Consider the following 11,563-nt stretch of genomic DNA (forward strand, 5'->3'; position numbering starts at 1 on the left):
TGCGCCCCGGCGTTGCTTGGTAGGTGCTACGCCTGCTGCTAGCATGCAACCGAACGCAAATTTTTCTATTGGTTACAAATACAGGGGATAGAGGAACCTACCTTGGCTGCTCTTGGATCATTGTTTCGTCGTCAGAACGCTCCCCTGCTCGGGCTGGACGTCAGTTCGTCCAGCGTCAAGCTGGTCGAGCTCGGCCGTGAGGCCAGCGGCAAGCTGGTCCTGGAACGCTGCGCCATCGAACCCCTGGAACGTGGCTGGATCACCGACGGCAACGTCGAGAAGTTCGACGAGGTGGCGGAAGCCGTTCGCCGCGTCATTCGCAAGAGCGGCACCCGCACCCGCAATGTCGCGCTCGCGCTGCCGCCTTCGGCGGTGATCACCAAGAAGATCATTCTTCCCGGTGGCATGAGCGAGCAGGAACTCGAGATCCAGGTCGAGTCCGAAGCCAACCAGTACATCCCGTTCTCGCTGGACGAAGTGAGCCTCGACTTCTGCGTGACGGGTCCGAGCACCTCGTCGCCCGGCGACGTCGAAGTGCTGATCGCCGCGTCCCGCAAGGAAAAGGTCCAGGACCGCGAAGGCTTGGCCGAAGCCGCTGGCTTGAAGGCGATGATTCTCGACGTCGAGTCATACGCCTCGCGCCTGGCCACAGCCCGCCTGATCGAGCAGTTGCCCGGCAAGGGCACCGACGCCATCGTCGCGCTGTTCGAAGTGGGCGCGTTCACCACCAGCATGCAGGTGCTGCGCAACCAGGAAGTGCTGTATGACCGCGACCAGGCCTTCGGCGGCGCGCAGCTCACCCAGCTGATCGTTCGCCAGTACGGGTTCTCCGGCGAAGAGGCCGAAGCCAAGAAGCGCAACGGCGACCTCCCCGACGACTACGGCTCGGGCGTACTCAAGCCCTTCGTGGAAAGCATCGCGCAGGAAATTGCGCGCGCGCTGCAGTTCTTCTTCACCAGCACGCCGCACAACCGGGTGGACTACGTGCTGCTCGCGGGCGGCTCCGCATCGCTGCCGGGCTTGACCAATGCGGTGACCCGGCAGACCTCGTTCGCCTGCTCGCTGCTGAACCCCTTCGACGGCATGGAACTCAGCTCGAACATCCGCGAGAAGAAGGTTCGGCGCGAGGCGCCTTCCTATCTGACCTCATGCGGTCTGGCCATGCGGAGGTTCCTGCAGTGATCCTCATCAACCTGCTTCCCCACCGCGAAGCTGCACGCAAGAAGCGTCGCGAGGCGTTCTACGGCACCCTGGGCGGCGCGGCCGTTCTCGGCCTGCTGATTGCCGGACTGGGCTACCTGTGGTTCGAAGCCCAGATCGCGGCTCAGCAATCCAAGAACGGCTTCCTGCAGGCCGAAATCAAGAAGCTCGAAGTCGAGATCAAGGAAATCTCGACGTTGCAGGAAGAAATCGCCGGCTTGCGCGCGCGCCAGCTGGCAGTCGAAGACCTGCAGGGCGACCGCAACCTGCCGGTGCATTTGCTCAACGAGCTGGTGCGGCAGTTGCCCGACGGTGTCTACCTGACCAACATGAAGCAGGAGAACCAGACCGTCACCCTGCAAGGCATGGCGCAATCGAACGAGCGCGTCTCTGAGCTGCTGCGCAACCTGGGCAACAACAGCCCCTGGCTCGTTAAGCCTGAACTGGTCGAAATCACCTCGGCCAACGTCAACCTGAGCCAGCGCGACCAGCGCCGCGTCGCGAACTTCACGATGCGCATCGGCCTGAAGCGGCCCACCGACGCGCAGAAGGCCGCCGCCGACAAGGCCTTGGCCGCAGCGGCGCAGACCAAGGGGTAATCGATCATGGCAAGCAATCGCCCCTCCCAGAAAGTAGATGTCGCCGCGGCGCTTCGCCGTTTCGGCGAGCAGTTCCGCGGACTCAATCCGAACGATCCGTCGATGTGGCCGACGGTGCCTCGCTACGCGCTGTGCCTGGCCGTGACCGCGCTGGTGCTGGTCGCCCTGTGGTTCGTCTGGCTGACCAATTCGAACGACGAACTCGAAAGCGAACGCAGCAAGGAAGTCGCGCTCAAGGCCGACTACTCGAAGAAGGTGGCGCAGGCCGCCAACCTCGAGCTGCTGAAGAAGCAGCGCGAGCAGGTGCAGCAATACGTGACCTTGCTCGAGAAGCAATTGCCCAGCAAAGCGGAAATGGACGCGCTGCTCTCGGACATCAACCAGGCGGGCCTTGGTCGCAGCCTGCAGTTCGAGCTGTTCCGCCCGGGCCAGGTGTCGGTGAAGGACTATTACGCCGAGCTGCCGATCGCTGTGCGCGTCACCGGTCGCTATCACGACATGGGGGCCTTCGTGGCCGACGTGGCGGCGCTGTCGCGCATCGTGACGCTGAACAACATCACGGTCACGCCGCAGAAGGACAAGGACATGCTGACGATGGACACCACGGCGCGCACCTTCCGCTACCTTGACGACGACGAGCGGGCCGCACAGAAACGGGCCGCCACGCAGAAGGTGAAAAAGTGAAGGCCGTAGCCAAGATTCTCTGGCTGACGCTGGCCGCGTTGGGGCTGAGCGCCTGCGAATCCGATCAGGGTGAGACGCAGCGCTGGATGGCCGAGCAGCGCGCACAGGTCAAGCCTTCGGTGCCGCCGATCACCGCCCCGAAGAAGTTCACGCCGCAGGCCTACACCGAAGCAACTTCGTTCGAGCCCTTCAACATATTGAAGCTGACGCAGGCGCTGCGCCGCGAGTCGAACCAGCCCACCACGTCGGAGCTGATCGCGCCGGAACTTGCACGCCGCAAAGAGGCGCTCGAAGCCTTCCCGCTCGACGCCATTGCCATGGTGGGCAGCATGAACCGCAACAGCCAGCCGGTGGCGCTGGTGCGCGTCGACAAGCTCCTCTACAAGGTGCGCGTCGGCGAGTACCTGGGACTCAACTACGGGCGCATCACCCGTATCAACGAAACCGAAGTCGGCCTGCGCGAGATCGTGCAGGACGCGGCCGGTGAATGGATCGAGCGCGTCGCAACGCTGCAGCTGCAAGAGAGTGGAAAGAAATGAACCCCAAAAATTCCAAAATGGCACAGTGGCTGCGCGCGGCAGGACTGGGTCTGCTGGCCTTCGGTGCACTGGCCGCAGCCCATGCGCAAAACGCCATCGAGGCGGTGACCAGTTCCACGCAATCCGGTGCGGAGGTGGTTCGCATCGATCTCGCGCAACCGCTCACGGCCGTACCAGCTGGGTTTGCCGTTCAGACGCCTGCGCGCATCGCGCTCGACTTCCCGGGCGTCACGAACGGCATCGGCCGTTCCGCCATTGAAGTGAACCAGGGCAACCTTCGTTCCGTCAACGTGGTGCAGGTGGGCGAGCGCAGCCGCGTGGTGCTGAACCTGAAGCAGGCCACGGCCTACAAGGCAGAGATTCAGGGCAAATCGCTGCTGGTCGTTCTCGAGCCTGCCGCGGGCGCGGCGCTCGCCACGTCCGCGGCAACGGCATTCGCCGAGAACCGCAACCGCGACACGCTGCCGCTGCGGGACGTCGACTTCCGGCTCGGCAGCGACAGCACCGGCCGCGTGATCGTCGACCTTCCGAACAACCAGGTCGGCGTGGACGTCAAGCAACAGGGCAAGAACCTGGTCGTCGAGTTCACCAAGTCGACGCTGCCCGAAGGCCTGCGTCGCCGCCTCGACGTTGCCGATTTCGGCACGCCCGTGCAGCTCATCACCTCGCAGCAGTCGGGCGACCGCGTCCGCATGACGATCGAAGGCAAGGGCGACTGGGAGCACAGCGCCTACCAGAGCGAAAACCAGTTTGTGGTCGAAATGCGCGCCCGCAAGGTCGACCCGACGAAGCTGACCCAAGGCGTGGGCTACAACGGCGAGAAGCTGTCGCTCAACTTCCAGAACATCGAGATCCGCTCGCTGTTGCAGGTGATCGCCGACTTCACGAACTTCAACATCGTGACCTCGGACTCCGTGACTGGCGCGCTGACGCTGCGGCTGAAGGATGTGCCGTGGGACCAGGCGCTCGACATCATCATGCAGGCCAAGAACCTGGGTATGCGTAAGAACGGCAGCGTGCTGTGGATCGCGCCCAAGGACGAACTGAACGCCAAGGAAAAGCTCGAGTTCGAGGCGAAGGCCGCGATTGAAAACCTGGAGCCGCTGCGCACGCAGTCATTTCAGCTCAACTACACCAAGGCACTTGTCATTGCGCAAGGCCTGACCGGGACGGGAGCCTCCGCAGGCGGTTCCGGTGGCGGTGGTGCAAGCGGCACGGCGACCCGTATCCTGAGCCCTCGCGGCAGCGTGATTGCCGAGTCGCGCACGAACCAGCTCTTCGTGTCCGACATTCCATCTCGCCTTGCGCAGGTTTCCGAGTTGATCCAGAAGCTCGACATTCCCGTTCGCCAGGTGCTGATCGAGGCCCGGATCGTCGAGGCGTCCGACACCTTCGGCAAGTCGCTGGGCGTCAAGCTCGGGGGCGGCATCGCCGGTGAGCGTTTTGCTTCCTCGGCCGGCAACCGTGCCTTTGCCAACGTCGGGACGATCCCGACGTCGAACAGCACCGGAGGCTCTTCCAGTACCTTCACGAACTCCAACTTCGTCAACCTCCCCGCAGGCGACGCAGGCGGTACCGGCAACGCGGCAGGCACCTTCGCGATCTCGCTGTTCAACTCGAGCTTCTCGCGCATGCTGAACCTGGAAATCTCCGCGCTCGAAGCCGACGGCAAGGGCAAGCTGGTGTCCAGCCCCCGCGTCATCACGGCCGACCAGACCAAAGCGCTGATCGAGCAGGGTGAAGAAATTCCGTACCAGCAAGCCACGTCCAGCGGCGCGACCTCGATCTCGTTCCGCAAGGCGGTGCTGAAGCTCGAAGTGACGCCGCAGATCACGCCCGAAGGCAACATCATCCTCACGCTGGACGTGAGCAAGGACGCCCGCGGCGTGAATACCTCGGCGGGCCCGGCCATCAACACCAAGCACGTGCAGACCGAGGTGCTGGTGGAGAATGGCGGCACGGTCGTCATCGGTGGTATCTTCGAGCTCACCGAAACCAATGACGAATCGCGCGTGCCGGTGCTGGGTGAAGTGCCCTACCTGGGTGCACTGTTCCGCAAGCGCGAACGCGTTGCCAACAAGACCGAAATGCTCGTCTTTATCACCCCGAAGATGATTACCGACCGCAACGCCGCGCGCTGACGCGCGGGCGTAGCAGCCACCGCGTGGCGGTCGCACTCGTCGGTTTGCCCGGCGCCGGAAAATCCGCAGTGGGCCGGCGCCTGGGAATGCGGCTGGACCTTCCCTTCATCGACACCGATCACGTGATCGAGCAGCGCATCGGCTGCTCGATCCGCGACTACTTCGACCGCGAGGGCGAAGCCTCCTTCCGCGACCTCGAGCAGAGCGTGATCGCCGACCTGGCCGCCAGCGCCGAGGGCGTGCTGGCCACCGGCGGGGGCGCGGTGCTCAGGGAGGCCAACCGCAACCAGTTGCGCGATCACTTCCACGTGATCTACCTGCGCTCCTCCCCCGAAGACCTGTTCCGGCGACTGCGCCACGACGTCAAGCGGCCCTTGCTCCAGGTGGCCGATCCGCTGGGTCGGCTGCGGGAGCTGCACGACGCGCGCGACCCGTTCTACCGAGAAACCGCCCACGACGTGGTCGACACCGGTCGGCCTTCCATCGCCATGTTGGTGAACATCATCGTGATGCAGCTGGAGCTGGCCGGCATCGTCGAGCCCGGCGCCCATCCCGAAGAGCCTGGCGCCGGAACCTGAGGCCGCAGCCGGCGCGGCTCGGTCGGTCGGTGCGGGTCAGCCGGCCCCGGCCGCAGCGCCTAAACTCGCTGCCATGTCTTTGCCTGTACTTTCCGTTTCGCCAGAACGCGTCGACATCCAGCTCGGCGACCGCAGCTACCCGATCCTCATCGGCGCCGGCCTGCTCGACGACCCCCGGAATTTCGCCGCCGCGCCGGCCGCCGCTTCCGCCCTGATCGTCAGCAACACCACGGTGGCGCCGCTCTACGCCAAGGCGCTGAAGGCCGCGCTGGCGGGCCGCTATCGCACGGTTCATCTGCTCGAGCTGCCCGACGGCGAAGTGCACAAGAACCTGCAGACGCTGAACCTGATCTTCGACGCCCTGCTGGGCCACGGCAGCGACCGCAAGACGGTGCTGTTCGCCCTGGGTGGCGGCGTGGTGGGCGACATGACCGGCTTTGCCGCCGCCAGCTACATGCGCGGCGTGCCCTTCATCCAGGTGCCGACCACCCTGCTGGCGCAGGTCGATTCGTCGGTCGGCGGCAAGACGGCCATCAACCATCCGCTGGGCAAGAACATGATCGGCGCGTTCTACCAGCCGCAGCTGGTGGTGTGCGACCTGTCCACGCTGCAGACGCTGCCCCCGCGCGAGTTGAGCGCGGGGCTGGCCGAGGTCATCAAGTACGGGCCGATCCACGACATGGCCTTTTTCGACTGGATCGAGGCCAACGTCGATGCGCTGGTGGCGCGCGATCCTGCCGCGCTGGCCTACGCCGTGAAGCGCAGCTGCGAGATCAAGGCGCTGGTGGTCGGGCAGGACGAGCGCGAGACCGGCCTGCGCGCCATTCTGAATTTCGGCCACACCTTCGGCCACGCGATCGAGTCGGGACTGGGCTACGGCGAGTGGCTGCACGGCGAGGGCGTCGGCTGCGGCATGGTCATGGCGGCGCACCTGTCGCAACGGCTGGGCGGCGTGGATGCGGCCTTTGTCGAGCGGCTCACGCGGCTGATCCAGCGCGCCGGGCTGCCGACCGTCGGCCCGGCACTCGGCGCGGAGCGCTACCTGGAGCTGATGCGCGTCGACAAGAAATCGGAAGCCGGCGAGACCCGCTTCGTGGTGATCGACAAGCCCGGCTCGGCCGTGGTCCGCAGTGCGCCCGACGCGCTGGTGCGCGAAGTGCTCGCGCAGTGCTGCGAGGGATGAGCCTCGCGGCCTATGCCTGCCAGCCCGCGCGCTCGCGCGGCCGTCGGCATGCCGAGCCGCCCGCGCCCACGCGCGATGTGTTCCAGCGCGACCGCGACCGCATCGTGCACTCCACCGCGTTCCGCCGGCTGGTCTACAAGACCCAGGTGTTCCTGAACCACGAGGGCGACCTGTTTCGCACGCGGCTCACGCATTCGCTCGAAGTGGCGCAACTGGGCCGCTCCATCGCCCGGGCCCTGCGCATCAACGAAGACCTGGTCGAGGCGATTGCCCTGGCGCACGACCTGGGCCACACGCCCTTCGGCCATGCCGGGCAGGACGCGCTGAACGCCTGCATGGCCGGCCACGGCGGCTTCGAGCACAACCTGCAGAGCCTGCGGGTGGTCGACGCGCTGGAGCACCGCTATCCGCAGTACGACGGCCTGAACCTCAGCTTCGAGACCCGCGAAGGCATCCTGAAGCACTGCTCGCGCGCGAACGCCGAGCGCATCGAGGCGGGCGAGCCCGGCGGCGTGGCGCGGCGCTTTCTGGACCGCACGCAGCCCGGCCTCGAGGCGCAGCTGTGCAACCTGGCCGACGCTATCGCCTACAACGCGCACGACATCGACGACGGCGTGCGTTCGGGCCTCATCAGCGTCGAGCAGCTGGGTGACGTGGAGCTGTTCGAACGCTACCGCCGCGAAGCGCTCGCCGAATACCCGCAGCTGCACGGCCGTCGCGTGCTCTACGAGACCATCCGGCGCATGCTGAGCGCGCAGGTCTACGACGTGATCGACGCCACGCGTGCCGCCCTGGAAGCCCTGGCGCCCGCCGATGCCGACGCGGTGCGCCAGGCGCCGCCCGTCGTGGCCTTCAGCGAGGGCATGCAGGCGCAATCGGAAGACCTGAAGCGTTTTCTGTTCCGCAACCTCTACCGGCATCCGCAGGTCACGCAGACCACCGACCAGGCGCAGCAGGTGGTGCGCGAGCTGTTCGACGCCTACCTCGCGCGCAGCGCGGAAATGCCCGATTCGTATGCCGAGCGCGACGACAGGCACCGCGCGGTCGCCGACTACATCGCCGGCATGACCGACCGTTTCGCCATGCGCGAGCACGAGCGGCTCACCGGCCGCCGGGGCATCGCGTGAGCCAGGCCGACACTGCGCCACCGCGCGTGCCGGTCGCCGTCTTCGCCGTGCTGCTGGGCGGCGTCAGCGGCGCCTTGCACCTGGGCAAGCTGCCGCCCGCGGTGCCGGCGTTGCAGGCCTCGCTGGGCATCGGCCTGGTGGAAGCCGGCTTCCTGCTGTCGCTGGTGCAGGTCGCGAGCATGACGCTGGGCCTGGTCGCCGGCCTGGCCGCCGACACCATCGGCCTGCGCCGCAGCATGCTGACCGGGCTCGGTGTGTTGACGGTCGCCAGCCTGTTGGGCGGGCTGGTCGGCCAGGGTGCAGCGGGTGCGTTGGGCGGCGCGCACGCCGTCGAATGGCTGCTGGTGTTGCGCGCCATTGAAGGTATCGGTTTCCTGTTGGCCGTGATGCCTGGGCCGGGGCTGATCCGCGCCCTGACGCCGCCGGGCGCCGACAAGGCTGCCTTGGGGTTGTGGGGCGCCTACATGCCGCTGGGCGTGGCATTGGCGCTGCTACTGGGGCCGGCATTGATCGCCTGGGGTGGGTGGGCCGACTGGTGGTGGGCGTTGTCGCTCGTCTCGGCGCTCGCCGCGGTCTGGGTGTGGCTGGCGGTGCCGGCCGACCGGCTTCGCGCGGCGGCACCCGGAAGCGCGTCGACCGGCTGGACTTCGCGCCTGCGCGCCACCGTCGGCGCCCGCGCTCCCTGGCTGGTCGGCCTGACCTTCGCGGTGTACTCCTCGCAATGGATGGCGGTGATCGGCTTCCTGCCGGCCATCTACGCCGGCGCCGGCGTTCCTCCCGCCTGGAACGCGGTGCTGACCGCGCTGGCGGCGGCCATGAACATTGTCGGCAACATCGCGGGCGGGCGCTGGCTTCAGCGCGGCGTGGCGCCGCAGCGCCTGCTGCAGTTCGGTTTCCTGACCATGGCGCTGGGCGGCGTGGCCGCCTTCGCGCAGCTGGGGCAGGGCGCGGACGCGCTGGGCCTGCCGCCCGCGCTGCGCTACATCGCGGTCTGCGCGTTCTCGCTGGGTGGCGGCATGGTGCCGGCCACGCTGTTCTTTCTCGGTGTGCGCCTGGCGCCCGGGCCGTCCACCGTGTCCACGACCATCGGCCTGATGCAGCAGGCGTCCTCGCTGGGCCAGTTCCTGGCGCCGCCCGCCGTGGCCTGGCTGGCCCACCGCGTCGGCGGCTGGCACTGGACGTGGGCGGCCACGCTGGCCTGCTCGCTGGTCGGCATGGCGGTCGCGCGGCGCCTGGGGCGGATTCGCCCTGCCGCGGAGATGGCATGAACGGCATGGCGACAATAGCCCCCCTCCAGGCCGAAGCCGACATGCGGCGCTGGCTGGAGCGCGCCGTGATCGGCCTCAACCTGTGCCCGTTCGCGAAGGCCGTGCACGTGAAAGGCCAGATCCACTACGCCGTGTACGAGAGCGCCGACCCGGCCGACCTGATGGACGCGTTGCTGTCCCAGGCCGAAGCGCTCGCGGCGCTGGACGCCTCCGTGCGCGACACCACCCTCTTGATTGCACCGAACACCTTGGCCGACTTCCTGGACTTCAACGACTTCACGGCGCGCGCCGAGCGCCGGCTCGCGCGCGCTGGCTACGAGGGCGTGTTCCAGCTGGCCAGCTTTCATCCGCGGTTCCAGTTCGCCGGCACCGAGGCCGACGACATCGGCAACGCCACCAACCGCGCGCCGTACCCCACGCTGCACCTGCTGCGCGAAGACAGCGTCGGCCGCGCGGTCGATGCCTTTCCAGACGCCGAAGCGATCTTCGAGCGCAACATAGACACCCTCGAGGCGCTGGGCCCCCAAGGCTGGGCGGCGCTGGACATCGGCCCCGGGAGTGCCAAGCCATGAACATGAAGACCGCCACCAAAGAAGCAAAGACGAACAAGGCCGCCAAGGCGGACGCCGAACTGGCCGAGGTGCTCAAGCCCGGCCAGTCGGTCGAGCTGCTGAAGGAGCTGCACATCCTCACCCGCGAGGGCCGGCTCAACCAGGACTCGCGCCGCAAGCTCAAGCAGGTCTACCACCTGTTCCAGTTCATCGAGCAATTGCTGCGCGAGCTGCCCGAAGAGGGCGCGGGCGCCACGCTGGCCGACCATGGGGCGGGCAAGTCGTACCTCGGCTTCATCATCTACGACCTGTTCTTCCGCGCGCGGCAGGGCGGCGGCCACGTCTACGGCATCGAGACGCGCGGCGAGCTGGTCGAGCGCTCGCGCGCGCTGGCGCAGCGCCTGGGCTTCGAGCGCATGTCGTTCCTGAACCTCACGGTGGCCGAGTCGGCGCAGGCGAGCGAGTTGCCCGCGCAGATCGACGTGGTCACCGCGCTGCACGCCTGCGACACCGCCACCGACGACGCCATCGCCTTCGGCCTGGCCAAGAAGGCGCGCTGCATGGTGCTGGTGCCGTGCTGCCAGGCCGAGGTGGCCGCCTGCCTGCGCGAGACCAAGGCGCTGGCGCTGTCGCGCACGCCGCTGGCCGAGCTGTGGCGCCATCCGCTGCACACCCGCGAGATCGGCAGCCAGCTGACCAACGTGCTGCGCTGCCTGTACCTGGAGGCCAACGGCTACAGCGTTACCGTCACCGAGCTGGTGGGCTGGGAGCACAGCATGAAGAACGAGCTGATCCTGGCGCGCTACACCGGCCAGCGAAAGGCCAGCGCGGCGACCCGGCTGCGCGAGCTGCTGGCGCAGTTCGGGCTCGACGCGCTGGGCGACACGCGCTTTCGCCTGGCCTGAGCGGCGGCGCAGCCCGCACACACAGCGCTCACACACAGCCCGCAGGTCGGTTCGCAGACACACGCCCATGGCCCGTCTTCCCCGTCTCACCCTGGCCGGCATGCCGCACCACGTGATCCAGCGCGGCAACAACCGCCAGCCGATCTTCGTGGACCGCGCCGACCACGAGAAGCTGCTTTCGCTGCTGGCCGAAAACGCCGTGCGCTTTCGCGTCGCGCTGCACGCCTACGTGCTGATGGACAACCACTTCCACCTGCTGGCCACGCCCGACAGCACCACCGGCCTGCCGCAGCTCATGCAGTCGGTGGGGCGCAGCTACGTGCGCTATTTCAACGACCGGCACGGCCGCAGCGGCACGCTGTGGGAAGGGCGCTACCGCTCGACGCTGATCCAGACCGACCGCTACCTGCTGACCTGCATGGCCTACATCGACCTGAACCCGGTGCGCGCGGGCATGGTGGCCGATGCGCGCGACTTTCCGTGGTCCAGCCACGGCCACTACGCCGGGCTGCGGCACGACCGGCTGCTGACGCCGCACCCGCTGTACTGGGAGCTCGGCAACACGCCGTTCGCGCGTGAGGCCGCCTATGTCGAGTTGGTGCGCGGCGGCGTGCGCGGCGCCGACCAGACGGCGCTGACCGAGGCCACCTTGCGCGGCTGGGCGGCGGGCGACGAGGATTTTCTGGACTCGCTGCAGAAGTCCACCGAGCGCCGGGTGGTGAAGGCCAAGGCGGGTCGGCCGCCTTCCAACCCCCAATCCTGAGCGCCTGAACCGCCGCTGCGCCTCG

General features: G+C 67.4%; 12 protein-coding genes. All 12 read left to right on the forward strand.

The window, feature by feature from the left end:
- Positions 1 to 102 precede the first annotated feature (102 nt).
- The 12 genes from QTI51_RS00930 (at position 103) to QTI51_RS00985 (ending at position 11,538) form a co-directional block, all read left to right on the forward strand.
- Complete coding sequence (locus tag QTI51_RS00930; RefSeq protein ID WP_286513320.1) at positions 103 to 1,182, forward strand: pilus assembly protein PilM; 1,080 nt, start codon at positions 103 to 105, stop codon at positions 1,180 to 1,182.
- Positions 1,179 to 1,799 (forward strand): PilN domain-containing protein, encoded by a 621-nt coding sequence (locus QTI51_RS00935; protein WP_116912211.1) that lies wholly within the window; start codon positions 1,179 to 1,181, stop codon positions 1,797 to 1,799. Before QTI51_RS00930 ends, QTI51_RS00935 begins: the two co-directional genes overlap by 4 nt.
- Positions 1,800 to 1,805: 6 nt before the next feature.
- A complete protein-coding gene (locus QTI51_RS00940) occupies positions 1,806 to 2,483 on the forward strand; it encodes a type IV pilus inner membrane component PilO (protein WP_116912348.1) in 678 nt (225 codons plus the stop codon).
- Complete coding sequence (locus tag QTI51_RS00945) at positions 2,480 to 3,022, forward strand: pilus assembly protein PilP (RefSeq protein WP_116912210.1); 543 nt, start codon at positions 2,480 to 2,482, stop codon at positions 3,020 to 3,022. Before QTI51_RS00940 ends, QTI51_RS00945 begins: the two co-directional genes overlap by 4 nt.
- Positions 3,019 to 5,163 carry a type IV pilus secretin PilQ gene (locus QTI51_RS00950; protein WP_116912209.1) on the forward strand — a complete coding sequence of 715 codons (2,145 nt, stop codon included), beginning with the start codon at positions 3,019 to 3,021 and terminating at the stop codon, positions 5,161 to 5,163. The genes QTI51_RS00945 and QTI51_RS00950 overlap by 4 nt, the downstream gene beginning before the upstream one ends.
- Before the next feature lie 23 nt (positions 5,164 to 5,186).
- On the forward strand, positions 5,187 to 5,741 hold the full coding sequence (locus tag QTI51_RS00955) for a shikimate kinase (protein ID WP_286513282.1): 555 nt from the start codon (positions 5,187 to 5,189) through the stop codon (positions 5,739 to 5,741).
- 73 nt (positions 5,742 to 5,814) lie between these two features.
- A complete protein-coding gene (gene aroB / locus QTI51_RS00960) occupies positions 5,815 to 6,924 on the forward strand; it encodes a 3-dehydroquinate synthase (protein ID WP_286513279.1) in 1,110 nt (369 codons plus the stop codon).
- Positions 6,921 to 8,051 carry a deoxyguanosinetriphosphate triphosphohydrolase gene (locus tag QTI51_RS00965; protein ID WP_116912206.1) on the forward strand — a complete coding sequence of 377 codons (1,131 nt, stop codon included), beginning with the start codon at positions 6,921 to 6,923 and terminating at the stop codon, positions 8,049 to 8,051. Before aroB ends, QTI51_RS00965 begins: the two co-directional genes overlap by 4 nt.
- A gap of 26 nt (positions 8,052 to 8,077) precedes the next feature.
- Positions 8,078 to 9,319 (forward strand): MFS transporter, encoded by a 1,242-nt coding sequence (locus QTI51_RS00970; RefSeq protein ID WP_286547585.1) that lies wholly within the window; start codon positions 8,078 to 8,080, stop codon positions 9,317 to 9,319.
- Positions 9,316 to 9,891 carry a DUF1415 domain-containing protein gene (locus QTI51_RS00975; RefSeq protein ID WP_286513275.1) on the forward strand — a complete coding sequence of 192 codons (576 nt, stop codon included), beginning with the start codon at positions 9,316 to 9,318 and terminating at the stop codon, positions 9,889 to 9,891. Before QTI51_RS00970 ends, QTI51_RS00975 begins: the two co-directional genes overlap by 4 nt.
- Positions 9,888 to 10,775 carry a class I SAM-dependent methyltransferase gene (locus tag QTI51_RS00980; protein WP_116912203.1) on the forward strand — a complete coding sequence of 296 codons (888 nt, stop codon included), beginning with the start codon at positions 9,888 to 9,890 and terminating at the stop codon, positions 10,773 to 10,775. Before QTI51_RS00975 ends, QTI51_RS00980 begins: the two co-directional genes overlap by 4 nt.
- 67 nt (positions 10,776 to 10,842) lie before the next feature.
- Positions 10,843 to 11,538 (forward strand): transposase, encoded by a 696-nt coding sequence (locus QTI51_RS00985; protein ID WP_286513269.1) that lies wholly within the window; start codon positions 10,843 to 10,845, stop codon positions 11,536 to 11,538.
- The last annotated feature ends 25 nt before the right edge of the window (positions 11,539 to 11,563 follow it).

The organism is Variovorax sp. J22G73 (assembly GCF_030317035.1).
Taxonomy (GTDB): Bacteria; Pseudomonadota; Gammaproteobacteria; order Burkholderiales; family Burkholderiaceae_C; genus Variovorax.